The sequence below is a fragment of the Leucobacter sp. NPDC058333 genome (genome assembly GCF_042726155.1).
Lineage (GTDB): Bacteria > Actinomycetota > Actinomycetes > Actinomycetales > Microbacteriaceae > Leucobacter.
The window spans coordinates 43638-66260 of record NZ_JBHXHV010000004.1 but is presented as its reverse complement, the minus strand read 5'-3'; the positions used below and the strand labels follow the sequence as shown (position 1 = coordinate 66260).

Here is a 22623-nt window from a genome sequence, read left to right as displayed (position 1 = left end):
AGTAGTGTGACGGCATGACTGCCACCGCGCTCGACCGGATCCCCGATCTCGTAGCTGGGCTCAGGCACAGCCACTCCCAGGGCGTGACGCGCCCCGCCAGCTGGCGGCGTGCTCAGCTGCTGCAATTGCGCGCGCTACTGATAGAGCGCGGCGCCGATTTTGAGGCAGCGCTGCAGGCTGATTTGGGCAAGTCGGGCACGGAGGCTCAGCTGACCGAAATCGGCTTTTTGATTTCGGAGATCGATCACGCCCTCGCGCATCTGGCGAAGTGGATGCGGCCCCGGCGCGTGCGCGTGCCGCTCGCCGTGCAGCCTGCGACAGCGCGCGTCGTGCCCGAACCGCTCGGGGTCGTACTCGTGATCGCGCCGTGGAACTACCCGCTGATGCTCGCGCTCTCGCCCGTGATCGGGGCGCTCGCGGCGGGCAACGCGGTCGTCGTCAAGCCGAGCGAACTCGCCCCGGCGACATCGTCACTCATTGCCAAGCTCGTGCCAGACGCGCTCGACCGTCGCGCGATCGTCGTCATCGAGGGCGCGGTGCCCGAGACGACGGCGCTGCTCGCCGAGCGCTTCGACCACATCTTCTACACCGGCAACGGCAGGGTTGGCCGCATCGTCGCCCGCGCTGCGGCGGAGCACTTGACTCCGATCACGCTCGAACTCGGTGGAAAGTCGCCCGTCTACGTTGACGACTCCACCCCGCTCGACGCCGCCGCGAAGCGGATCGCCTGGGGCAAGTTCATGAACGCCGGTCAGACGTGCGTCGCACCGGACTATGTACTCGGTCGGCCGGAGGTGCTCCGCGAGCTGGCCCCGCTGCTCGCCGAAGCTATTCACGAACTCTACGGCAGCGCGCCCGCGAAGAACCCCGACTATGGCCGCATCGTGAACGCCGCGCAATTCGAGCGCCTGACGTCGTATCTCGGCGACGGCGAAATACTGATGGGCGGCGAATACGACCCGGCAGACCGGTTCATTGCTCCGACGCTGCTCGGCAATGTCGATCGGGCGGCAGCGGTCATGCGCGACGAGATCTTTGGGCCGATCCTGCCGCTCATCGAGGTTTCTGGCGTCGACGACGCCCTCGCCCTCGTGTCGGGGCGTGACAAGCCGCTCGCCGCCTACGTCTTCAGCGGCGATGCTGCGGTGCGGCGGCGCTGGGAAGCGGAGACCAGCTCAGGGGCGCTCGGCTTCGACGTGCCTGCGCTGCATCTGGTCGTTCCCGACCTCCCGTTTGGCGGGGTCGGGGAGAGCGGCATGGGGGCCTACCACGGTGAACGCTCGTTCCGAGTCTTCAGCCACGAGAAGGCCGTGCTGTCGAAGCCGCTCGCACCTGACACCCTCGCGCCCACAATCATGCCGCCGTTCACTCTCGGCAAGGACGCGCTTGTGAGGCGCTGGCTCGGCAAGCTGCTGGAACGCAGCGTATGACGGGTTTCGAATCACTCGATCGCTAGGATTGCTCTGTGGAAGACCCCCAGAACCCCGGTGACACCGGCACCGAAATCTCCCGTGCTGAGATCGTTGGTGTCGCGACCGCCGGTGCCGATGATCTCGATGCGCGCGATGCGACGCGAGAGGTGCCACTCGGCGTGCGGGTGGCCGCGGCCTGGTCGTGGCGTCTGCTGCTGATCGGGATCGCACTCGCGGGTTTCCTGTGGCTGATCGTGCAGGTGCGGATCATCGTGATCCCGCTGCTCGTCGCGATCCTCTTGACGGCGTTGCTTTCGCCCGTCGTGCACCTGTTCGAGCGGCAGAAACTGCCTCGCTGGCTCGGTGTGATGTTTGCGCTCGGCCTGTTCGGGGCGTTCGTCTGGGTACTGCTCACACTGATTATCACGCAACTTCGGGATGGGCTCGGCGATGTCGCCAGCCGGTCAGAAGACGTGTGGTGGGACATGCTGAGGTGGGCGGAAGCTACGTTCGGCATTTCTGCGAAAGAGATTGGCGGTTTCACGGACCAGCTGCTGAAGACCGTCGAGGGTCATCAGTCGGAACTCTGGAATGGCGCGCTCGGCATCGCGACCTCGGCCGGGCAGTTCGTGACGGGGCTGCTGCTCACCATTTTCTCGCTCATCTTCATGCTCATTGACGGCCGTCGTATCTGGAACTGGGTGCTCGGCTTTCTGCCGGCTCGCGCTCACGCGCCGGTCGACGCCGCGGGGCGAAACGGATGGGTCTCGGTTGGTCAGTACGTGCGCGTGCAGATCTTCGTCGCGTTCGTTGACGCGGTCGGCATCGGCGTCGGTGCCGCGGTACTGGGTGTGCCACTAGCGATCCCGATCGCGATCCTCGTCTTTCTCGGGTCGTTTATTCCGTTCCTCGGTGCGATTACGACGGGCCTCCTGGCCGCATTCGTGGCGCTCGTGTACAACGGGCCCGTCAACGCCCTCATCATGCTCGGCGTCGTCATTCTCGTGAACCAAATTGAGGGCCACGTGCTGCAGCCGCTCGTGATGGGCAGCGCGGTGCGTGTGCACCCGCTGGGCGTGGTGCTCGCAGTGTCGACGGGTGCACTTGTCGCCGGCATTCCCGGCGCACTGTTCGCAGTGCCGCTCGCCGCCGCCGCAAATTCGATCGTCAACACCCTTGTGAAACGGCAATGGCAAGACGGCATCGACCCGGTCGCCGAGTATCACCGACAAGATCAACTGCAGCATCGCGCCCGTCACCGGGCGCGCGTCGTCGCCAAGCTGCGGCGCAAGGAAGGACACGCATGAGCGAGCAGACCCCCGCACCGGTGCTGGAAGATTTCGAGCGGGCGCTTGAAGTGGTGCACCGCGTGACGCAGCGCACCCCGCTTGAGACATCACGCTACCTCGCCGAGATTCTTGACGTGCCGACCGTCTACATGAAGTGCGAGAACCTGCAGCGCACCGGCGCGTATAAGCTGCGTGGGGCGTACTACCGGCTCACGCAGCTCACCGATGAGGAGCGCTCGCGCGGTGTGGTCGCGGCCTCCGCGGGAAACCACGCCCAGGGTGTCGCGTTCGCGGCGCGCGAGCTCGGCATCAAGGCGACGATCTTCACGCCGCTGGGCGTCGCACTGCCGAAGCTGCAGGCGACCCGCAACTACGGTGCCGAGGTCGTGCTTGAGGGCGCGACGTTCCACGAGACCAATGCGGCAGCGCAGGCCTTCGTTGCCGCGACCGGCGCGATCTTCATTCCGCCGTTTGACCATGAGGCAGTGATCCACGGCCAAGGGACGGTCGCGCTCGAAATTCTCGACGAGGCGCCCGAGGTTGAGACCATTGTTGTGCCCATCGGTGGCGGCGGTCTCATTTCGGGCGTTGCCGTCGCAGCCAAGCTGCGCGCGGAGCGCGACGGCAAGCCGATGCGGATCGTGGGCGTGCAGTCTGAGAATGCGTCGCCGTTCCAGCCGTCACTCGCGGCCGGGCACCCCGTAACTGTTGACACGCGGCCGACGATCGCCGACGGTATCGCGGTCGCGCGGCCGGGGGAGCGCACGTTCGAACTGGTGCGCGACTTCGTCGACGAGGTGGTCACGGTCAGCGACGACGACATCGCGCGGGCAATCGTGGTGCTGCTTGAGCGGGCGAAGCTCGTGGTTGAGCCGGCCGGAGCTGCCGGTGTCGCCGCGATGCTCGCGGGCAAGGCACGGGCCAGTGGGCCTACTGCCGTGATTCTGTCTGGCGGAAACATCGACCCGCTGCTGCTGCAGCGAGTGATCGGACACGGCCTCGCGGCATCGGCGCGCTACCTGAAGCTGCGCATTCTGTTGGCCGACGTTCCGGGACAGCTCGTGCGCACGGCGTCGATCGTCGCGGAACACAACGCGAACGTTGTCGAGGTGATTCACACGCGCCACGCGACCGAGCTGCCCATCAGTGAGGTCGAGCTTGAGCTGCACATCGAAACGCGCGGCCACGACCACGGCGAAATCGTCGTCCAGGCGCTGCGCGATGCCGGCTACGTGGTGCGAGTGGGCGAGCGGTACTAGCGCTGCTGGGCGGCGGCGCGCGGCGGCGCGCTGCGTCGCCGCCGCGCTGCTTCGCGCTATTTCCGCCGAAGCCCTTGCTCGTCGCCGAACCCCTTGCGTTATTGCGCGTTTACGCGAGGGGCTCGGCGAGTTGCAAGGGGCTCGGCGAGCCAGCCCGGGGCTCGGCGAGCCAGCCCGGGGCGAGACGAGCCAGCCGAGGGCGAGGCGAGCGCGCCCAGGGCTCGGCGAGTCGGCGAGTCAGCCCAGCCTGGCGCCCGCCTGGGCGGCGTAGAGCACGATGGCTCGCCGCGCGTCTGCGACGGTGATCATGCCGCCGCCGGTGATGTGCAGCCCGTAGGCGTCTTCGAGGGCGACGAGGTTCATGGCGATGTCATCGATCGGGCCGGTGAGCACGAAGTCGCCGGCGGCGACACCCTCCGCGAGGATGCCGCGGAACAGCTCCAGCTGCTCGCGGTACAACCGCTGCACGAGCTCGTCGTGCAGCGGGGATTTTCCGCCGAGCACGTCAAACTCATACAACAGGCTCATCAGTGCGTCGTCAGGGCCGGTCGGCAGCCCGGCGGTGATCGCGACGTCAAGTTTGGCGGGCGCACCCTCTTGCTGGGCGACGAGCGCTGCGCGTTCTGATCCGACGCGCGCCATTCCCGCCGCGTGCGCCTCCACGAGAATCGCGTCGAGATCTTCGTAGTAGTAGAGCAGTGCGCCGCGGGTGACCCCAGCCTGATTCGCGACGTCTGTCAGCGAGAGGCTGCGGAGGCCGTGCTCCGCCGCCGCGGCGAGCGCGGCGTCGACGACGTCCTTGCGGCGCTGCTGCTGAGTGCTCGGGCGGGCCATGCCTGCAATTATGCCAGTCGGCAGTGGCAAAAATTGCTCACCCCCTGCGGCGCGGACGAGTTATTTGACTTCTGAGTGAATTAATTTACTCTTGAGTAAAAGAACTCGTCGGGATCGTCGGCGAGCCGAACACGCAGGAGCTGACATGGCCGTCGACACCCTTTTCACCGGTGGGAAGATTCGCACCTTTGACCCCGCGCAGCCGTGGGCCGAGGCGCTGGGCGTCACGGGCGACCGCATCACCTACGTGGGCTCCGCGGCCGATGCGCCCGCCGCGCGCCGCACCGTGCAGCTCGAGGGGCGCCTGCTCACCCCCGGCGTCGCCGACACCCACAACCACCTGCTGCTCGGCTTTGACGACCTCGCGGTCAGCCTCGACCAAGTGCAGAGCCTCGACGTGGTGCGCCAGCGCATCGCCGAGTTCGCTGAGACGCATCCCGAGCTCGAGTGGGTGTGCGCCGAGAACGCGCTCTACTCGGTGGTCGAGGGTCGCCGCCCCCGCGCAGACGACCTCGTGGGCGTCACCGATAAGCCCGTCTTCATCACGACCTATGACCAGCACTCGGTGTGGCTGAACCGCCCGGCCCTTGCGAAGCTCGGCATCCTCAACGGTGGCGACATCGCCTGGGGCAACCCCGAGCTCGACCCGACGACTGGGGAGCCGACCGGCTGGGTGACCGACTTTTACACGAGCGCGATGACGATCAACGGGCTGGCCGAACTGCAGCGAGACATTCCGATGTACTCTCCAGACCGTCGCTACCGCAAGATTACGAATAGCCTGGAAATGGCTGCGCGATCCGGCATCACGACCGTGGTGGAGCCGCAGGTGCCGCTCGCCGAACTCGACCTGTTTGCACGCGCAGAGCGCGAGGGCAAGCTGACGAGCCGCACGATCGCCGCGATCTATCACCCGGTGGGGGCAGACGGCGATTTCCGCTCGCGCATCACCGAGGCGATTCGTGACACCCCGCAGCACGAGCGCTTCAAGCTCGGGCCCGTGAAGCTCTACGCCGACGACGTGATCGAACCCCACACGGCTGCCATGCTCGAGGACTACGCGAACCGCCCGGGTCACCGAGGGCACCCGAGCCTCGAACCCACTGAGTTCACGAAGCTGTTCGTCGAGCTCGACCGGCTCGGCTACCAGGTGCACACCCACGCGACGGGCGACTGGGGCATTCGCATGACCCTCGACTCGATCGAAGCGGCGCAGCGACAGAACGGCCGCACCGATACTCGTCACGGCATCGTGCACGTCGAGTGCCTCTCACCGTCTGATCTGCCGCGCTTCGCTGAGCTGGGCGTCGTCGCCGCGATGCAGCCACGGCACGCGTCGCCCGATCTCGTCGCGGGCACCTGGATGGAGAACGTGGGCGAGGCCCGCTGGGATCGCGCGTGGCGTTTTAAGTCGATGATCGAATCGGGCGCACGCGTCACGTTCTCAAGCGACTGGCAGGTGGGCGAGATGGATCCGCTGATCGGTCTCTACAGCGCCATGACCCGCGCCCGCCTCGACGGCACCGACCCCTGGACGAACGACGAGCGACTCGACCTCGACCGCGCACTTCGGGCGTACACGCAGGGCGGCGCTGAAGCGTTCCACCACGAGGATTCGCTTGGCGTGCTGCGCGTCGGCGCGCTCGCTGACGTCGTCGTCTGGTCGGGAGATCTCTACGCCATGGAACCGGCCGAACTGCTCGCTCAGCGCGCCGATCTCACGGTCGTGGGGGGCGCGCCGATCCACGACGCTCACGGGGAGCTGGGTGGCGCGGCCGCGGCAACGCGGGCGCAGGATCCGGCCGGCGCCGGCCAGGCCTGTGCCGAGCCCGCCGACGATCACCACTGCCACAGCCACGCACACACCCCCACTGCCTGACCGGCGAGAGACCCAGAGGAAAAAGAAGATGTCGACGTTGCCATCACACTCCGCCGTTGAAGTTGCGGCCGCAAGTCCGAGTGGAGCCACCCTGAAGCGCACCTTGAAACTGCGCCACCTCGTGTTCATCGGGCTGGCCTACATGGCACCGCTCGCGGTGTTCGACATGTTCGGCATCGTCGCCGATGTCACGGACGGCCACGTGCCGCTCGCGTACATCGTGGTGATGATCGCGGTGCTGTTCACGGCGTTCAGCTACTCGCGCATGGTGCGATTCTTCCCGATTGCCGGATCCGCCTACACCTACGCCAAGGAGGCGATCAACGCGCATCTCGGCTTCTTGGTGGGCTGGGTCGCGACGCTCGACTATCTGCTGCTGCCGATGATCAACGCGATTCTGTCGGCGATCTACATGACCGCCGTCATTCCGGGGGTGCCGTTCTGGGTGTGGGTGCTGCTCACCGTCGCCATCTGCACGGTGCTGAACCTCGTCGGGGTAAAGCTTGCGGCGAGCCTCAACGTCATTCTCGTCGGCATTCAGCTCGTGGTCGCAGTCGTGTTCGTCGTGCTGACCGTGATCAACATATCGAACGGCGCAAACGGTGCCGAGTTCACGGCGCGGCCGTTCATCTCAAACGACGTACAGGGCGCCGCGATCGCTGCCGGCGCGGCGATCCTCGCCCTCTCCTTCTTGGGCTTCGATGCGGTCTCAACGCTCGCGGAAGAGGCAGAGCGGCCCGAGCGGGACATTCCGCGCGCGATCTTCATCATCATCGCGGTCGCGGGTGCGTTCTTCATCACGGTCACGTACGTGATGCAGACGCTCTTCCCCGATGTGTCGCAGCTCGCCGACATCGTCGGTGCGTCACCGGAGATCGCGAAGTACATCGGCGGAGCCGCGTTCCAGGCGATGTTTGTCGGCGGGTACATGATGGCGGTGCTCGGCTGCGGTATCACCCAGCAGATGAGCGCGGCGCGGCTGCTCTACGCGATGGGCCGCGACGGAGCGCTTCCGAAGCGACTCTTCGGCAGCGTCAACCCGCGCACCGGCGTGCCCGTCGCGAACGTGCTGATCGTCGCGGCCGTTGCGCTGACCGCGCTGTTCATTGATTTGGATCAGGCCGCCTCGATGATCAACTTCGGCGCCTTCATCGCGTTCACGTTTGTGAACCTGTCGGTGATCTTCATGTTCTTCCGCTTCTTGAAGCGGCGCACGGCCGCATCGTGGCTGACGTTCGTCGCGATCCCGGGCATCGGCGTCGTCATCAATGTCTGGTTGTGGTTCAGTCTCGACTCGATCTCGATGATCGTCGGCGGCGTCTGGCTGGCGCTCGGGATCATCTTCTTGCTCGTGAAGACGCGCGGCTTCCGCATGCCGGCCCCCGATCTCACGGGGCCCATCAATATTTCGATGTACGAGTAGGGCGGCCCCCGCACACGACGGAGGGGCAGGATCGCGCCCAGCGATCCTGCCCCTCCGTATTGCTATTGCGGTCTTGCGGCTGCGGTCTTGCTGCTGCGGCCGCGTAGCTGCGGTCGTGCGGCTCGTTAGCCCGCGTAGGTGTCGACCGCGATGATCTTGACCGCGATCTCCTTGCCGGTCGGGGCCGTGTAGCTGACCTCGTCGCCGACCTTGCGACCGAGGATCGCCGCGCCTAGCGGGCTCTCGGCGCTGTACACGTCGAGATCTGAGCCGTTCGCGAGCTCGCGATTACCGAGCAGGAACCGCTCGTCGTCCCCGAAAATGTTCGCGGTCACGACGGTGCCGACCTCGACGACGCCGCTCGCTTCGGGGGCCTCGCCGACGACGACGTGCTTGAGCAGCTCTTCGAGGTCGCGAATGCGCGCCTCCATCTTGCCCTGCTCGTCTTTCGCAGCGTGGTAGCCGCCGTTCTCCTTCAGGTCGCCCTCGTCGCGCGCCGCTTCAATACGCGCAGCGATCTCTTTTCGGCCGGCCACAGAGAGCTGCTCCAACTCACCATTGAGTCGGTCGTATGCTTCCTGGGTCAGCCAGGTCTGGGTGGGCTCGGCCATGGACGATCCTCGATTCAGAGAGTGGCGCGCACGCGCGCCCGGATACAGACAACGCCCTGAGTGAACCAGGGCGCAACCTCCAGGATACCAGTCTTGACCGGTTCGGTGGGGATTGGCCGACGTTAGCTGGCGTCGACCTCGATCACCCAGCACTCGCGCACGCTCACGGCGGTGACCGGGTTCGTCGTGACCACGCGCGCAGTCACCGTGTGCGATTGCTGCTCGGTGACCGGCAGCTCGACGACTTTCCAGCCGACGGTCGCCTTCGAGGAGTTGAGCGCTTCGACGGCGCACGCGACTGGCGTGTTCGCCTCGGTCGTGACCTGGAACTTCATGTCGACGCTGGTGTCGCCCTGCCTCGTGAACCCGATGTCTTGGAACGAGACGCGGTTCGTTTGTTGCCACCCGCTGAACGCGAAGAACGCAATACCGGCCGCGACGAGCAGCCCCGCGGCGGTCCACGCGAAACGACGGTCGAAGCGAGACCGCCGTCCCCTGCCGTAGCGGTCCTCGAGCGACTGCGCTGGTGCGCCGGAAATCAGGGGTCCGGAGGAGGGAATGTCGGCCTGCGGCACGGCAATCTCCGATCTGCGCTGGGTAAACTGGATGTCTGTTGCCAGAGTACCGGGAAGCTCCCGGGAAGCACGTGGGAGGACCCTCATGACGCTCAGGTTGATCGCGGTGCATGCACACCCCGACGACGAGTCCAGCAAGGGTGCTGCCACCTACGCGCACTACGTCGAAGCGGGTGCCGAAGTGCTCATTGTGAGCTGCACCGGTGGCGAGCGGGGTGACCTGCTCAACGAGTTGGTGGCCCGCGATCCGAAGAGCCGCCGCGACCTCCCCGGGCTGCGCCGCGACGAGATGGCGCGCGCCCGGGAAATCATCGGATTCGAGCACAAGTGGCTGGGGTACCAAGATTCGGGCCTGCCCGACGAGGGCGAGACCGTACCGGAAACGTCGTTCGCCGGCATTCCCGCAGAGGTCTCGGCCGAGGCGCTCGTGCGCATCATTCGCGAGTTCCGCCCGCACGTGATGATCACGTACAACGAGCAGGGCGGCTACCCGCACCCCGATCACATTCGCTGCCACGACATCAGCCGAATTGCGTGGGAGGTGTCGGGCGACGCAAATGCCTACCCCGAGGCCGGTGCCCCGTGGGAAATGTCGAAGATGTACTACGAGGAAATCTTCAACGCGAAGCGCGTCAACACGATCTATCAGTGGCTGATCGACAACGACCCGTCGTCGCCCATGATCGATCAGTTCACCGAGATTCGCGAGTGGATGACGCGCCGCCCCTACGTCGGCACCGCGAGCGTTGACGTCGGCCGTTTCTTTGAGCGCCGCGACGAGGCGCTGCGGGCGCACGCGAGCCAGGTGGCTCCCGATAGCTCGTTCTTCTTCTGGCCGAACGAGCTGCAGCGCCAAGCGTGGCCGTTCGAGGATTACCGCCTCGCCGCGTCGCGCGTGGCGACCAGCGAGTTCGAAGCAGATCTTTTCCAGGGAATTGAGGAGGGCGCATGAGCCTGTTGGCTGCTGTGGTGCGCGTCGCCGAAGAGACCGAGTTTGACCCCGACACAGTGAGCCCCGGCGTTGCCGGATTCTTCGCGTTCGCAGCGCTCGGTATCGGCATCATCTTGCTCGGTTTCAACATGGTGCGGCGCTTGCGTCGCAACAGCTACCGCGCCGACGTGCGCGAGCAGATCGAGCAGGAGCTCGCTGATCAAAACGGCACGGTCGGGGCCGCTGATACCGGCGGCGCCGAGCCGGGTGCTGTCGAGCCGGGTGCTGCTGAGCCGGGTGCTGTCGAGCCGGGCGCTGCTGAGCCGGGTGCTGATCCGGCGGCGGGGCCGCGAGGCTGAGCGTATGACGGGCGGGCGCATGACGGGCGACTGGGCCGCAGGCGCAGACGAGCAGAGCGCCGATTTCGATTTCGGCGACGACGAGCGCTGGCCCGGCGAGGCCTGGGGCGCCCCGGCGCCTGACGGTTGGTCTGGCGGTGCTGCCGCGGATGGCGCGGCTCCTGGACGCGCGGGTGCACCCGCTGCGGCTGCGAACGGCGCGGGCGCTCTCGGATCCCGCGCGGCGAGCCAGTCCTTGCAACCGGGCGGCCCCCACGTCGGCCGTGAACCGGGGGAGGTGCTCGCCGAGGTTTTCGGCTATGACGCGTTCCGTGGTGAGCAAGAGGCGATCATTCGCCAGGTCATCGACGGTGGCGACGCCGTTGTGCTGATGCCGACCGGCGGCGGCAAGTCGATGTGTTACCAGATCCCGTCGCTCGTTCGCGAGGGCACCGGCATTGTGCTGTCTCCGCTCGTCGCGTTGATGCACGATCAGGTCGCGGCCCTGCGGCTCGTCGGCGTGCGCGCCGCGGCACTGAACTCGGCGATGTCGATCGAGGATCGCCGCGCCGTCGAGCAGGCGTACCGCAACGGGCAGCTCGACGTGCTCTACCTCGCGCCTGAGCGGCTGTCGGCGCCCGGCACAGTCGAGTTGCTCGCTCAGGGGCGTATCGCGCTGTTCGCGATCGACGAAGCGCACTGTGTGTCGCAGTGGGGCCACGACTTCCGCCCCGACTACCTGCGCCTCGGAGCGCTCGCTGAGCGGTGGCCCGACGTGCCACGCATCGCGCTCACGGCGACCGCAACTCCAGAGACGCACTCCGAAATCACTGAGCGTCTGCACCTGCAGCGCGCGCGGCACTTCGTGTCGAGCTTCGACCGGCCCAACATCCGCTACCGCATTGAGTCGAAGCAGAGCGGTCGCGCGCAACTGATCTCGTTCGTGCGCGGCGAGCACGCCGGTGAAGCGGGCATCGTGTACGCGCTCAGCCGCAAGCGCGTCGAGCAGACCGCGGCAGCGCTGCGCGACGCTGGGGTCGACGCCGTCGCGTATCACGCGGGGCTTCCCGCCGAGGTGCGGCTCGACGCGCAGACCCGTTTCTTGCGCGAAGACGGCGTCGTTGTCGTCGCGACGATCGCGTTTGGAATGGGCATCGATAAGCCCGACGTGCGTTTTGTCGCGCACATCGACCTGCCGAAGTCCGTTGAGGGCTACTACCAGGAGACGGGTCGCGCCGGTCGTGACGGGCTGCCGTCAGACACGTGGCTGGCGTACGGACTGCAAGACGTCGTGCAGCAGCGCCAGATGATTGAGTCGGGCGAGGGCGATCAGGCGTCGCGCGCGGCCAAGTCGCGCCACCTGAACGCGATGCTCGCGCTCTGCGAGGGCGTGCAGTGTCGGCGCGTCTACCTGCTGCGTTACTTCGGCGAAGATCGCACGGAGCCGTGCGGCAACTGCGACGTCTGCCTGACACCGCCGAAGCTGTGGGACGCGACGGTGCCATCGCAGATGCTGCTGTCGACGGTGATCCGCACGCAGAAGGAACGCAATCGCACCTACGCAGCGGGACAGCACATCGATGTGCTGCGCGGCGTGACCTCGGAACGCGCGACCCAGATGCGACTTGACCAGCTCTCCACGTGGGGGATCGGCACCGAGTGGTCGGTCGCCCAGTGGCGCGGCGTCGTGCGACACCTGCTCGCGGCGGGGCTACTCGAAGCGCAAGGTGAGTGGGGCGTGCTCGCTCCGACCGAGGCTGCGAAGCCCGTGTTGCGCGGCGAAGAGTCCGTGCAGATGCGCGAGGAGGTCGTGACCCGCGCAGCGTCCGGGCGCGGTGGGCGCGCGACTCGCGGTTCGGGCGGCGAAAAGCGCTCGGCGGCCGCTGCAGACCTGTCGCCGGATCAGGCCGAGGTGTTCGAGCGGCTGCGAGCATGGCGCGCGGGCGAGGCGCGCGGCCAGGGCGTGCCAGGGTACGTCGTGTTCGGCGACGCGACCCTTGCGGCGCTCGCGGTGCACGAACCTAAGACAGACGAAGAACTACTCGCTATCTCGGGTATCGGCCAGGTCAAGCTCGAGCGCTACGGCGCGGCTGTACTGGAGACGCTCGCTGGGCCTCGGTGAGAGAATCGGCTTCGGTGAGATAACTGTGCTGCGCTCAGCCTCACCGAAGCCGAATCGCCGACGCTGGCGGCGGCCGCTCGGCTCAGAGAGCGTCAGCATCACTGAGCGCGTAGCCCTCGATTTCCTCCTGAATGTGGTCGATCGCTGCGGCGTCGAGCCCGCCGTCGCCCGAAACACTCATCCAACCGCTGAGCACGACGTCGCCGTAGTTGGGGCCATGGCGCGCGGGCACTGATTCGCCCATCAGCATGTCGACGACGACCTGCACGGCGGTGACGCCCGGGATCCACCGCATCGATGGCGACACGTCGGGCGCGCGTGCGTCGCCGAGCCACTCGGGTGGTGACCACAGCAGTTCGGGCGTCAGCCAGGTCACTGGATCGGTCGCGTGCTGCAGATACACGACGCGCGGCGCGAGCCACGGGCCGGGAAGCAGCCGCTCGTCGCCGAGCTGCGATAGCCACCTCACCTCCCGCCCGTTGTCGAGCACGGGCCGCCACACGGGTGATCCCGGGTCGCGAGCGGATTGCAGCTCTCGCCACAGTGGCGAGCTGTTCGGGCTGCCGACGAGCATCGCACCGTCGGTGCTCGCGCGGAGATCGGTGAGATCGTCGAACACTGCCTGGGTGCCGTGAGCCCCGAGGCTCAGCCCGTACACCAGCAGTTCGGGGCGGTCACCCGGATCAAGCGTCTCCCACTTGTCGTGCACCGCGTCGAACAGTGCGTCCGCGGCACTGACTGGTGCATCCGGATCAAACAGGAACGACACCCAGCTCGGCGTGTACGCGTACTGCATCGCCGCGATGGCGGTGTCGCCGCCGTGCAGATATTCGAAGGCGTCGACCGTCTGCGGTTCGAGCCAGCCTGAGCCCGTGGTCGTTGCGACGACGAGCCACTTGCGGTCGAACGCACCGGTGCGTTCGAGTTCGTCGACGACGAGTGCGGCGCGTGCGCGTACGTCGGGGGCTGAATCGAGCCCGGCGTACACGCGAATCGGCTCGATTGCTTCGTGCTCGGTGAGTGCGCTGATCTGGTTTGCGGTTGGTCCACCGCCCACGAAGTCCGAGCCGTGGCGGCCGAGCGTGTCCCAGTCGATGGCTGAGTCGGGGCCGGCTGAACGGAACTCGGAGGCGGGCTCGACGCTGTCGGCAGATACCGTGCCATTGCGGCCGAGATATACGGCGTCGACGGCGGCGACGGCTCCGGCTACAACGGCGGTGCCCCCGACCGCGACTACAACGATGACCGTGATCGAGGCGAATCCGCGCCCGCGCAGCCGCCCACCGTCGCGCCGCGCGATACGGCGAAACAGTCGCACGCACCCATTCGCAATCGCGAAACAGAGCGCCACGGTGACGACGAACCCCACGATTGCGAGCCAGGGGGCGAGCGCATCGAGCGGTGGCATCTCGACCGCCGCACGCACGCCGTTCTGCCACCCGAGCACGAGCGCGCCGACGGGGACGATGCCGACGAGCAGCGCGATTCCGACGCCCCACCACACGCGGCGGCGCACGCGCGCTGACCACCTAACCGCCGTGGTGCGCCGCACGATCGCCGTAAGTGCGCGGCCGCACAGGTAGGCGGCACCGAACGAGAGCCCGGCAATCACGCCCTGCAGCAGGGCCGGCCTCGGCAGCAGCGAGGGCGTCATTGAGAGGACTGCTCCCAGGAGCCCCAAGAGGGTCCCGAGCAGATCCGGCCGCCATGAAAATCTGTGCACGTCACTCACTGTAAACCTCAGCCCAGCGCCTGCCTCCACCGCCTGTCCGGTGAGCGATTCGGGTTCGGTGAGACGTAATGGCGTGGTTTCGTCTCACCGAAGCCGAATCTCTCACGCTACGGGCGTGGCAGAAGTGGTGGGGGCGCCAGAGGTGGCAGAAGTTTGCCGTGCCCACTCCGCCAGGGCCTGGTCCCAGGGGGTCGGCCGCTGGCCCAGCTCGGTTTCGAGGCGACCCGGGCGCATCACGCTGGGGGCGTTCCAGAGGTAGCGCTGGTGATACAGCTCGCGTGCCATGGGCGAGAACAGCCCGCCGATGGCGAACACCGCGGTGGGGATGCGTCGCACGGGGCGCACCCGCTGCCCGGTGACCCGTGCCCCGTCGCGCGCCATGCTGCGTTGCGAGCGCGCCTCGGCCGTCGGCGCCATGAGCACCGTGTCACCCGAGGTCGCGAGCGGCACGGCGGCTATCATCGCTCGGCTGAGATCCGGGATCAGCGTGATCGCGTGCGGTGCATCCGGGTCTCCCATGACCCACGCCGTGCGCCCGGCGGCTGCCGGGGTGAGCACCGTTCCGAGGACGACCGATGTGCTCGCTTCGGCGGTTGGGCCGAATAGGTCGGACGCGATCACCGACGCGGTGCGGGCGGGGTGCGCGGCGCGGGCCGCGAGTAACTCGGCTCGCACCTCACCGAGCGGGGACGCTGGAGCAAGGGGTGACGTCTCGCTCAGATCGCGCGCTCCTCGGCCGAAGGCGTAGACCGACTCGGGAAAGACGACGGGGATGCCGAGCTCTGCCGCGACATCCATTACGGCGAGTTCGCGCTGGGGCAGCTCCGCACGCCAGGTCTTCGCGGAGTAACTCGTGTGGATGCAGTGGAAGATCGCGCTCGCGCCAACCGCGGCGGCGCGCAACTGGTCGCGGTCGCCCGCGTCTCCCGAGCGCACGGTGGCACCCGCTACAGCGCCGTTCCCGCGAAGAAGCACGGTTGCCGTGTGGCCGGCCGCCTCGAGGTCGAGCGCCAGTTGTGAGCCGATCTGGCCGGCTCCGGTGATGAGGGTGTGCATGTCTACGTCCATTCTGTGAGCACTGCTCTCTAAAGCGTTCGTGTTCACCGTAGTGCGTGCGCAGAGAATAAACAAGAGCAGTGATCGCAAAATTGCGTCGAGGCCGCGCTGCTGACACACTGATGCACATGGAACGACCACGCCGCACGCACGCCGAGGCCCGCGCGCAGATGCGCGCGGGGATCCTGCGCCTCGGCCGAGACCAGCTCGCAGAAACGGGGGCAGCGGGTCTCTCTGTGCGCGAGATTGCTCGCGGACTCGGCGTCGCATCGTCCGCAATCTATCGCCACGTGGCGAATCGCGACGCGCTGCTCACCCTGCTTGTCGTTGACGCCTATACCGAGCTGGCCGAGGCAGCGGAGGCGGCAGATACCGCCACAGAGCCCGACGAGCGACTCCGACAGCTCGCGACGAGCGTGCGCGCCTGGGGCACCGCCAACCCCGCGTCGTGGTCTCTGATCTACGGATCACCCGTGCCCGGATACGCGGCCCCCGCCGATGAGACCACCCCCGCGGGTACCCGCGTCATGCTGCAGTTCCTCTTCATTCTGGTACAGGGCGACCCCGCTGCGCGTCGCTCCCCGCGTCCCCCGGTCAGCGACGGGCTAGCGCAGACGCTCAGCGGGGGCATCACTGAACTCGTCGGGCAGGAGGCGACAGTCGGTGCGGCGCTCGCCGCCGAGGCGCTCGCGGTGCCGGGCTTCGCCGCGGACGCTGTCGAGGCCTGGACGGCGCTCATCGGCCTGGTGAGCGCGGAGATCTTCGGGCAGCTGGGCCCCGAGCTGTCGGTGTTTGGTGAGGAGATTCTCGGGCGCTGGGTCGCCGCTACCGCGGAGAGGTTCGGCCTGAGCTCGCCTAGCCGCTAGCTGCCTGCTCGCAGATAGTACGGGTCGATCACCAGCAGCAGCGCCGCCGTCCAGTGGCAGAAGAACGCCAGCACGGTGAGCGCGTGAAAGATCTCGTGGAATCCGAACACGCCCGGCACGGGATTCGGGCGCTTCATGCCGTACACGACAGATCCGATCGTGTAGAGCAGCCCGCCGACCACGACGAGCACCATCGCTGCGAAGTTCGCGTGCGCGATGTCGACGATGTACATCATCGCCGCCCAGCCGAGCAGCACGTACAGCGGCACGTACAACCAGCGCGGTGCGTCGAGCCAGAACATGCGGAAGCCGATGCCGAGCAGTGCGCCAATCCACACCAGCACGAGTAACAACACGCCCTTGTCGAGGGGCAGCGCCAGCAGCGCAATCGGCGTGTAGGTGCCCGCGATGAGTACGAAGATATTTGCGTGGTCGAGCCGCCTGAACACCTGCTTGGTGCTCGGCTTCCAGCTGAAGCGGTGATAGAGCGCCGACACTCCGAAGAGCAGCATGCTCGAGAGCGTATACACGAGCGACGCCCATTTTGCGACCGGCCCGTGCGCCACCGTGATCAGCACAATTCCCGCGATGATCGTGAGCGGGAAGGTGGCCGCGTGGATCCACCCGCGCCACGTCGGGGGAGCGGCGATGGGGCTCGTCGACGTCATATCTTCGAGTGTATGTTCCCCACAGTTGCGTTGACGCATATGTGCGGGGATCGGCAGCGGCTAAGCCCCGGCCCGGTACACTCGGAACGTGAGTGCCCAGCCGTCGAATCCGCGGGCCGGTTTGCTCTACCGGCTGTATCAGCGACGCCTTCGGCGCGAGATTGACCCGAAGCAGGTGCCGCAGCACATCGCCGTGATCGTCGATGGTAATCGGCGCTGGGCGAAGCAGCGGCTGCAGGAGCGCGCCGCGTTTGGCCACCGGGCCGGCGCGCGCAAGATTCCCGAGTTTCTCGGCTGGTGCGAAGAAATCGGGGTCGGCACCGTCACGCTGTATCTGCTCTCCGCAGACAACCTTGGCGCGCGCGATCGCCAGGAACTTGAAGACCTGTTCGGCATCATCGCCGAACTTGCGGGCCTCCTCGCGGAGCACCCCGGCTGGCGGGTGAAGCACGTCGGCACCTGCGAGGGGCTCTCGCCCGAGCTGACCGAAGCCCTGCGCGACGCGGAACAGTCGACCGAGAACCGTGCCGGGCTGCACATCAACCTGGCGGTTGGCTACGGCGGACGCAGCGAGATCACGGCGGCAATGCACAGCGTGATCGCCGAGCACCAGGCCGCTGGTGGCACGATCGACACGCTCGCCGAGCGGCTGACGCCGGAGCTCATTGGCGAGCACCTGTGGACGCGCGGGCAAGCTGACCCCGACCTCGTGATTCGCACCTCGGGCGAGCAGCGACTCTCCGACTTCATGATCTGGCAGTCGGCGCACTCCGAGTTCTACTTCGTTGAGGCGCTCTACCCCGACCTGCGCGAGGTCGATCTGTTGCGCGCTCTGCGCGACTATTCATCACGGCAGCGACGGCTCGGGGGCTAGGGCAATGACCATTCAGACTGGACCAAACCTCGCGGGCCAGCGCGTATTGATTACCGGCGCTTCCGGCGGCGTCGGCGGCGGCATTGCGCGCGCGTTCGCGGCCGCCGGTGCGCGACTCGCATTGCACTACCGGGGCGCAAGCCAGTCGTCGAACGACACGATGGGTGCGCTCATGCGCGAGCTGCGCGACGCGGGCGCCGAGGTTGAACTGGTGCGTGCCGATCTCACGGATCCGGGCGCGGCTCGGGCGCTGATCGCCGCGGCAACTGCCGCGCTGGGCGGCCTCGACGGGCTCGTCAACAACGCCGGCGTGCAACCGGTCACGCCGCTCGCCGAGACTGCTCGCAGCGAGTGGGACGAGGTGCTCGATACGAACCTCGGTGCCGTATTCGAGCTGTCGCAGGCAGCAGCTGCCGTGATGGCGAACGACCGAGAGCGGCACGCTGCGCGGGATCGCTGGATCACCCACATCGCCTCGATTGAAGCCTCGCGTCCGAGCCCGGCGCACGCGCACTACGCGGCGGCGAAGGCGGGTCTCGTCATGCACGCGCGGGCGGCGGCACTCGAACTCGGACCCAGCGGCATCAGGGTAAACACGGTGTCACCGGGACTCGTCGACCGGCCGGGTCTCGCGCAGGACTGGCCCGCGGGTGTCGAAAGCTGGCTCAGCCACGCGCCGCTCGGCAGGCTCGCGACGCCAGCCGACATCGGTGGGGCCTGCGTGCTGCTCGCCTCGCCCGGAGCGAGTTTTATCACCGGTCAAGATCTGGCCGTCGACGGCGGAATGCTGGCGACGCCCGGCTGGTGAGTTGATCCTTCACGCCCAGACCACACACTGACTCGAGAACGGAGCCGCGCATGAGCGAACACGAAACGGTGCTGCGCGCCGACGCAATGCTGACCCCGGGCGGCGTCGTCACCGACGCAGAGCTCGCCTTCGATGGCAGCGGACGCATCACCTACGTTGGCCCGGCCCGGCCCGACGCTGAGTCGGCGAGTGACCGCGTGGTACACGAACTGGGCGGGCACGTACTGATGCCCGGCCTCGTGAACGGCCACACGCACTCGGCGATGACGCTGCTCCGAGGTGTCTCTGACGACGAGGGATTCATGCCGTGGCTCGCGGCCGTGCAGGCCCTCGAACAGCACCTCACTCACGACGATGTCGAGGTGGGTCTGCAGCTCGCGATGGTCGAGATGATCGAGACCGGCACGACGACGTTCGCCGACATGTACCACTGGGATGCGCAGCTCATCGAGCTCGTGCGCGCGGCGGGTATGCGCGCGCTGGTCGCGCTCGCGTCGTTCGCCCCCGACGCGGTTGGCTTTCCGGGGGTCTCGCCGTGGAACGGGGCTGAGGCAACGGACCAGACAGAGGCGCTCGCCGAGCAGTTCGCCGGCGACGCGCAGGTGCGGATCGCCTACGGCCCCCACGCGCCGTACACCTGCCCGCCCGAGTTTCTCCGCGACATCGCCCGCCGAGCGATCGAGCGTGGCATCCCGATTCACACGCACATCTCCGAGTCGGCGGCAGAGGTCGCGCAGATTCAGGAGCGGTACGGGGCGACGCCCGCCGACCACCTCGACTCGCTCGGACTGTTCGAGGCAGATGTGCTCGCGGCGCACTGCGTACACCTGACCGAGGGCGAGATCGCGCTCTTCGCGCGCACGGGAACCGCTGTCAGCCACAATCCGGTCTCGAACCTGAAACTCGGCAACGGTATTGCCCCGTTGCCCGAGTGGCAGGCCGCCGGGCTGCGCATCTCGCTCGGCACCGACTCGGTCGCGAGCAACAACACGCTCGACCTGTTCGAGGAGATCAAGACGGGCACGATTCTGCACCGCGGAGCCAGACAAGACGCCGCCATCGTGCGCGCGGCCGACGTGCTCGATATCGCGACGCGACGCGGAGCCGAGGCCGTCGGGTTCCCCGAGACCGGGGCGCTCGAGGTGGGCCGCCTGGCAGACGTGATTGCGCTCGACGTCACGGGATCCAGCGCCGTTCCGTTCGAAGCGGCCTCGCTCATCTCGCACCTCGGCTTCGCGGCCACCGGTGCCGACGTGCGCCACGTCTTCATCGGCGGACGCCACGTCTACGCCGAGGGGGAGCACCTGACGCTCGACGCCGACGAGATCCGCCTGCGGGCCGCTGCCGCCCGCGCACGACTGACCGCAGCGAACGCCGCGGCCGCCGCGACCGCACACTGATTCTGACTGATCTGAACGAAAGGCCTCCAATGCCCGTACGACTTCCCTCCGGCGCCGAACTGCCGCTGCTGCGCGCCCGCGTTTCTGACCTGGCAGACCGCGCACTCGTGGTGGGCGATCCGGCCCGCGCCGCGCTCGTTGCCGAGCGACTCGACGACGTTCGCCAGCTCACCGCCAACCGCGAATACCACGTGTACGCGGGCAGCTGGAAGGGTGTGCCAGTAACGGTCGCGTCACACGGCGTCGGCGCTGCCGGTGCAGCCGTGTGCTTCGAGGAACTCGCACGCGGCGGGGTCACCCGCATCATCCGCTCCGGCACCGCGGGCGGCATTCAGCCCGAGGTCGTCGACGGCGCGATCGTCGTCGCTACCGGCGCTGTGCGCGCCGACGGCGTCAGCCACCAGCTCGTACCGACGGAGTTCCCCGCGATCGCGACGCCCGAATTGACGATCGCGCTGAAGGCAGCGGCAGCGCAGTCGGGACTGAACGTGCACAGCGGCATCGTGCTCACCGGTGACATGTTCTACCCGAGTGACGTCATCACCGGCATCGACCACCAGATGTGGCAGCGGGCGGGCATCGTCGCGGTCGAGATGGAGGCGGCCGCACTGTTCGTTATCGCGTCACTCCACGGCATCGAGTCGGGGGCTGTCTTCGCGATCGACGGCAACCCGCTTGCAGCGAAAGACGAGGCTATGGATGGCTACGACCCGTACCGCGAGATTGTGACTCGGGCGGTCGATGGCGCGCTCACCGCGGCGCTCGACGTGTTGGTGGCCTAGGCGTGACCCGAATCGCAGCGGCGGAGCCGGGGCCCGGCTTCTCGGCGGTGCTGTTTGATTGCGACGGTGTGCTCGTCGACTCTGAATTGATCACCGTTCGCCTGATCGCGGAAATGCTCGGCGAGCTCGGCTGGGAGATCAGCGAAGAGGAGGCCGTGCGCACATTCATCGGCCGCGCGCTGGTGGACGAGTGGGAGGTGATTTTTGAGCACACGGGCGTCCGGATCACGGAAGAGTGGATTCACGCGTTCCACGTGCGCCGGGACGACGCCCTGCGCGACAGCGTGCGGCCCATCCCGGGCGCCGAGCAGATGCTCGCGGAGATCGCCGATCGCTTCGGCGATCGCATCGCCCTCGCTTCTGGTGCGGATCGCGTCAAGATCACCATGCAGCTCACGGTCACAGGTCTCGGCCGCTGGTTCGGCGACCGAGTGTTCAGTGGCATGGAGCAGGCTCGCAGCAAGCCAGCGCCAGACGTCTATCTGGCCGCAGCCGCGGCCCTGGGTGTCAATGCGGCTACCGCGCTGGTCGTCGAGGACACGGTCGCGGGTGTCACGGCAGGCGCCGCGGCCGGGGCAACCGTGTTTGCGTATTCGCCCGACAGCCCGGTGAGCACCGACCGCGAGGCGCTGCGCACAGCCGGCGCCGCGCACGTGTTCAGCGACATGGCGGAGCTGCCCGGGCTGGTCGACGAGTGGGGCGCGCGACTCGCGAGCTAGGCCAGTCGCGATCGGTCAAATGCGTCAAGGCTGATGCCCCGGTCGAGCACGATTTTCGACCATTCCTTCGCGGAGTGCAGGCTGTGGTCGCGGTAGTTGCCGCAGCTCACGGCCTCGGTGCCGGGCACGTCCTCCCACGTGACGCGCTCGACGAGGTCTTCGAGGGAACTCTTGATCGCAGAGGCGAGTGTCTCGACGCTCGGCTCACCCCACGCGATGAGGTGGAAGCCGGTGCGGCAACCGAACGGTGAGATGTCGATGAGTCCTTCGAAGCGGGTGCGCAGCAGGGCGGCAAGCGTGTGCTCTATCGTGTGCAGACCGGCCGTCGGAATCTCGGCTTCGTTCGGCTGCACCAGTCGAATGTCGAAGTTCGAGATCGCGTCGCCGTGCGGCCCGTGCTCCACTCCGATGAGCCGCACGTAGGGTGCGAGCACCCTCGTGTGATCGAGGGAAAAGCTCTCAACTTCGGCAAGTTCGACGTCGCTCATGGCCTCAGTGTATCGAGCGCTGCAGTGGCATTTTCGTGCGTGTCGGCGTATGACAGCGTGCGTGCGGACAACGAAAAACGGGCCCGCACCCGAGGGTGCCGGCCCGTTGATCCTGCCAGAAAGTGCGCGTCGGTTATGCCGCGCGCGCAAGGTCCTTACGCGTGAACGCGATGCGAGCGTGATCGCCGGCAACCGGCTTCGAGACGGTCACGTCCCAGCCTGCGCGGTCGAGGCGCTTCAAGTCGCTGCGGGCGTCGCTGAGACGATCGGTCTCAACAACGTAGAGCGTGCGCCCCGAGCTGCGGTAGACGGAGCGGCGCTGCGCCCAGTCAGGGACGAGCATGTCGTCGGCGCTGCTGAGCGAGTGGTAGGGCGTGCGCAGGGGAGCGACGGCGGTGAGCCGGGCGCCTGCGGTGTTGGGCATACGAGTATGCAGAGTCATGGTGTTCCTTCCTACACGCACCGTCATGGTGCGTTTCCCCCGAGCAGTTCTCGGGGGTGGGCTCCGTGGAGCCCGGCGCTGCATCGCTGGGGCTGCGTCGGTACAGCCCGCACGA

Annotated in this window: 22 protein-coding genes; 14 read left to right on the top strand and 8 right to left on the bottom strand. The window is 67.4% G+C overall.

The window, feature by feature from the left end; all coding sequences use genetic code 11:
* Positions 1-14 precede the first annotated feature (14 nt).
* Genes ACFWHR_RS13200 through ilvA form a run of 3 tightly spaced genes read left to right on the top strand, consistent with a single transcriptional unit; the run spans position 15 to position 3960 of the window.
* A complete protein-coding gene (locus tag ACFWHR_RS13200; RefSeq protein WP_382448777.1) occupies positions 15-1430 on the top strand; it encodes an aldehyde dehydrogenase family protein in 1416 nt (471 codons plus the stop codon).
* Positions 1431-1465: 35 nt separating this feature from the next.
* Positions 1466-2719, top strand: a complete 1254-nt coding sequence (locus ACFWHR_RS13195; protein WP_382448776.1) for an AI-2E family transporter — start codon at positions 1466-1468, stop codon at positions 2717-2719.
* Positions 2716-3960: a threonine ammonia-lyase gene (ilvA, locus tag ACFWHR_RS13190; RefSeq protein ID WP_382448775.1), complete on the top strand. Its 1245-nt coding sequence runs from the start codon at positions 2716-2718 to the stop codon at positions 3958-3960. The genes ACFWHR_RS13195 and ilvA overlap by 4 nt, the downstream gene beginning before the upstream one ends.
* A gap of 237 nt (positions 3961-4197) precedes the next feature.
* Here the strand turns inward: ilvA and ACFWHR_RS13185 are convergent, their stop codons facing one another.
* Positions 4198-4794 carry a TetR/AcrR family transcriptional regulator gene (locus ACFWHR_RS13185; RefSeq protein ID WP_382448774.1) on the bottom strand — a complete coding sequence of 199 codons (597 nt, stop codon included), beginning with the start codon at positions 4792-4794 and terminating at the stop codon, positions 4198-4200.
* Positions 4795-4939: 145 nt separating this feature from the next.
* On the opposite strand from ACFWHR_RS13185, the gene ACFWHR_RS13180 reads away from it, so the two are divergent.
* Both ACFWHR_RS13180 and ACFWHR_RS13175 read left to right on the top strand, forming a co-directional pair.
* Positions 4940-6673, top strand: coding sequence for an amidohydrolase (locus tag ACFWHR_RS13180; protein ID WP_382448773.1), 1734 nt, complete (start codon positions 4940-4942; stop codon positions 6671-6673).
* A gap of 28 nt (positions 6674-6701) precedes the next feature.
* Positions 6702-8096, top strand: coding sequence for an APC family permease (locus ACFWHR_RS13175; protein WP_382448772.1), 1395 nt, complete (start codon positions 6702-6704; stop codon positions 8094-8096).
* Between the two features lie 125 nt (positions 8097-8221).
* Here ACFWHR_RS13175 and greA read toward each other — a convergent pair whose 3' ends face one another.
* Entirely contained in the window at positions 8222-8707 is a 486-nt protein-coding gene (gene greA, locus ACFWHR_RS13170; RefSeq protein WP_382448771.1) for a transcription elongation factor GreA, read from the bottom strand.
* Between the two features lie 122 nt (positions 8708-8829).
* The gene (locus ACFWHR_RS13165; RefSeq protein ID WP_382448770.1) at positions 8830-9369 is read right to left on the bottom strand and encodes a DUF4307 domain-containing protein; all 540 of its coding nucleotides are present in this window, start codon (positions 9367-9369) and stop codon (positions 8830-8832) included.
* On the opposite strand from ACFWHR_RS13165, the gene mca reads away from it, so the two are divergent.
* The 3 genes from mca to recQ are packed head-to-tail and all read left to right on the top strand — an operon-like array spanning position 9368 to position 12673.
* A complete protein-coding gene (gene mca / locus ACFWHR_RS13160; protein WP_382448769.1) occupies positions 9368-10234 on the top strand; it encodes a mycothiol conjugate amidase Mca in 867 nt (288 codons plus the stop codon). The genes ACFWHR_RS13165 and mca overlap by 2 nt on opposite strands.
* Positions 10231-10572, top strand: coding sequence for a hypothetical protein (locus tag ACFWHR_RS13155; RefSeq protein WP_382448768.1), 342 nt, complete (start codon positions 10231-10233; stop codon positions 10570-10572). The genes mca and ACFWHR_RS13155 overlap by 4 nt, the downstream gene beginning before the upstream one ends.
* A 4-nt stretch (positions 10573-10576) precedes the next feature.
* Entirely contained in the window at positions 10577-12673 is a 2097-nt protein-coding gene (recQ, locus tag ACFWHR_RS13150; RefSeq protein WP_382448767.1) for a DNA helicase RecQ, read from the top strand.
* An 82-nt stretch (positions 12674-12755) separates the two neighbouring features.
* Here recQ and ACFWHR_RS13145 read toward each other — a convergent pair whose 3' ends face one another.
* Both ACFWHR_RS13145 and ACFWHR_RS13140 read right to left on the bottom strand, forming a co-directional pair.
* Positions 12756-14396, bottom strand: coding sequence for an alpha/beta hydrolase (locus ACFWHR_RS13145; RefSeq protein ID WP_382448766.1), 1641 nt, complete (start codon positions 14394-14396; stop codon positions 12756-12758).
* A gap of 111 nt (positions 14397-14507) precedes the next feature.
* Positions 14508-15461 carry an NAD-dependent epimerase/dehydratase family protein gene (locus ACFWHR_RS13140; protein ID WP_382448765.1) on the bottom strand — a complete coding sequence of 318 codons (954 nt, stop codon included), beginning with the start codon at positions 15459-15461 and terminating at the stop codon, positions 14508-14510.
* A gap of 128 nt (positions 15462-15589) precedes the next feature.
* Here ACFWHR_RS13140 and ACFWHR_RS13135 point away from each other — a divergent pair, with 128 nt between their 5' ends.
* Positions 15590-16327 carry a TetR/AcrR family transcriptional regulator gene (locus tag ACFWHR_RS13135; protein ID WP_382448764.1) on the top strand — a complete coding sequence of 246 codons (738 nt, stop codon included), beginning with the start codon at positions 15590-15592 and terminating at the stop codon, positions 16325-16327.
* Here ACFWHR_RS13135 and ACFWHR_RS13130 read toward each other — a convergent pair.
* Positions 16324-16995: a hemolysin III family protein gene (locus tag ACFWHR_RS13130; protein WP_382448763.1), complete on the bottom strand. Its 672-nt coding sequence runs from the start codon at positions 16993-16995 to the stop codon at positions 16324-16326. The genes ACFWHR_RS13135 and ACFWHR_RS13130 overlap by 4 nt on opposite strands.
* 88 nt (positions 16996-17083) lie before the next feature.
* On the opposite strand from ACFWHR_RS13130, the gene ACFWHR_RS13125 reads away from it, so the two are divergent.
* The 5 genes from ACFWHR_RS13125 to ACFWHR_RS13105 are packed head-to-tail and all read left to right on the top strand — an operon-like array spanning position 17084 to position 21578.
* Positions 17084-17869 carry an isoprenyl transferase gene (locus ACFWHR_RS13125; protein ID WP_382448762.1) on the top strand — a complete coding sequence of 262 codons (786 nt, stop codon included), beginning with the start codon at positions 17084-17086 and terminating at the stop codon, positions 17867-17869.
* A 4-nt stretch (positions 17870-17873) separates the two neighbouring features.
* Positions 17874-18677: an SDR family NAD(P)-dependent oxidoreductase gene (locus tag ACFWHR_RS13120; protein WP_382448761.1), complete on the top strand. Its 804-nt coding sequence runs from the start codon at positions 17874-17876 to the stop codon at positions 18675-18677.
* 50 nt (positions 18678-18727) lie between these two features.
* Positions 18728-20077 (top strand): amidohydrolase, encoded by a 1350-nt coding sequence (locus ACFWHR_RS13115; protein ID WP_382448760.1) that lies wholly within the window; start codon positions 18728-18730, stop codon positions 20075-20077.
* Positions 20078-20106: 29 nt separating this feature from the next.
* Entirely contained in the window at positions 20107-20859 is a 753-nt protein-coding gene (locus ACFWHR_RS13110) for a nucleoside phosphorylase (RefSeq protein ID WP_382448759.1), read from the top strand.
* Between the two features lie 2 nt (positions 20860-20861).
* A complete protein-coding gene (locus tag ACFWHR_RS13105) occupies positions 20862-21578 on the top strand; it encodes an HAD family hydrolase (RefSeq protein WP_382448758.1) in 717 nt (238 codons plus the stop codon).
* Here ACFWHR_RS13105 and ACFWHR_RS13100 read toward each other — a convergent pair.
* Together ACFWHR_RS13100 and ACFWHR_RS13095 are read right to left on the bottom strand one after the other, a co-directional pair.
* Positions 21575-22066: an S-ribosylhomocysteine lyase gene (locus ACFWHR_RS13100; RefSeq protein ID WP_382448757.1), complete on the bottom strand. Its 492-nt coding sequence runs from the start codon at positions 22064-22066 to the stop codon at positions 21575-21577. The two genes, ACFWHR_RS13105 and ACFWHR_RS13100, sit on opposite strands and share 4 nt — an antisense overlap.
* Positions 22067-22199: 133 nt before the next feature.
* Positions 22200-22508 (bottom strand): hypothetical protein, encoded by a 309-nt coding sequence (locus ACFWHR_RS13095; protein ID WP_382448756.1) that lies wholly within the window; start codon positions 22506-22508, stop codon positions 22200-22202.
* Between the last annotated feature and the right edge of the window lie 115 nt (positions 22509-22623).

Excerpts from the sequence above, each read along its gene's own strand:
- ACFWHR_RS13200 (WP_382448777.1), top strand. The coding sequence starts at position 15 with ATGACTGCCACCGCGCTCGACCGGATCCCCGATCTCGTAGCTGGGCTC.
- ilvA (WP_382448775.1), top strand. The coding sequence starts at position 2,716 with ATGAGCGAGCAGACCCCCGCACCGGTGCTGGAAGATTTCGAGCGGGCG.
- ACFWHR_RS13185 (WP_382448774.1), bottom strand. The coding sequence starts at position 4,794 with ATGGCCCGCCCGAGCACTCAGCAGCAGCGCCGCAAGGACGTCGTCGAC.
- ACFWHR_RS13180 (WP_382448773.1), top strand. The coding sequence starts at position 4,940 with ATGGCCGTCGACACCCTTTTCACCGGTGGGAAGATTCGCACCTTTGAC.
- ACFWHR_RS13175 (WP_382448772.1), top strand. The coding sequence starts at position 6,702 with ATGTCGACGTTGCCATCACACTCCGCCGTTGAAGTTGCGGCCGCAAGT.
- greA (WP_382448771.1), bottom strand. The coding sequence starts at position 8,707 with ATGGCCGAGCCCACCCAGACCTGGCTGACCCAGGAAGCATACGACCGA.
- mca (WP_382448769.1), top strand. The coding sequence starts at position 9,368 with ATGACGCTCAGGTTGATCGCGGTGCATGCACACCCCGACGACGAGTCC.
- ACFWHR_RS13165 (WP_382448770.1), bottom strand. The coding sequence starts at position 9,369 with ATGAGGGTCCTCCCACGTGCTTCCCGGGAGCTTCCCGGTACTCTGGCA.
- ACFWHR_RS13155 (WP_382448768.1), top strand. The coding sequence starts at position 10,231 with ATGAGCCTGTTGGCTGCTGTGGTGCGCGTCGCCGAAGAGACCGAGTTT.
- recQ (WP_382448767.1), top strand. The coding sequence starts at position 10,577 with ATGACGGGCGGGCGCATGACGGGCGACTGGGCCGCAGGCGCAGACGAG.
- ACFWHR_RS13140 (WP_382448765.1), bottom strand. The coding sequence starts at position 15,461 with ATGCACACCCTCATCACCGGAGCCGGCCAGATCGGCTCACAACTGGCG.
- ACFWHR_RS13135 (WP_382448764.1), top strand. The coding sequence starts at position 15,590 with ATGGAACGACCACGCCGCACGCACGCCGAGGCCCGCGCGCAGATGCGC.
- ACFWHR_RS13130 (WP_382448763.1), bottom strand. The coding sequence starts at position 16,995 with ATGACGTCGACGAGCCCCATCGCCGCTCCCCCGACGTGGCGCGGGTGG.
- ACFWHR_RS13120 (WP_382448761.1), top strand. The coding sequence starts at position 17,874 with ATGACCATTCAGACTGGACCAAACCTCGCGGGCCAGCGCGTATTGATT.
- ACFWHR_RS13115 (WP_382448760.1), top strand. The coding sequence starts at position 18,728 with ATGAGCGAACACGAAACGGTGCTGCGCGCCGACGCAATGCTGACCCCG.
- ACFWHR_RS13110 (WP_382448759.1), top strand. The coding sequence starts at position 20,107 with ATGCCCGTACGACTTCCCTCCGGCGCCGAACTGCCGCTGCTGCGCGCC.
- ACFWHR_RS13100 (WP_382448757.1), bottom strand. The coding sequence starts at position 22,066 with ATGAGCGACGTCGAACTTGCCGAAGTTGAGAGCTTTTCCCTCGATCAC.
- ACFWHR_RS13095 (WP_382448756.1), bottom strand. The coding sequence starts at position 22,508 with ATGACTCTGCATACTCGTATGCCCAACACCGCAGGCGCCCGGCTCACC.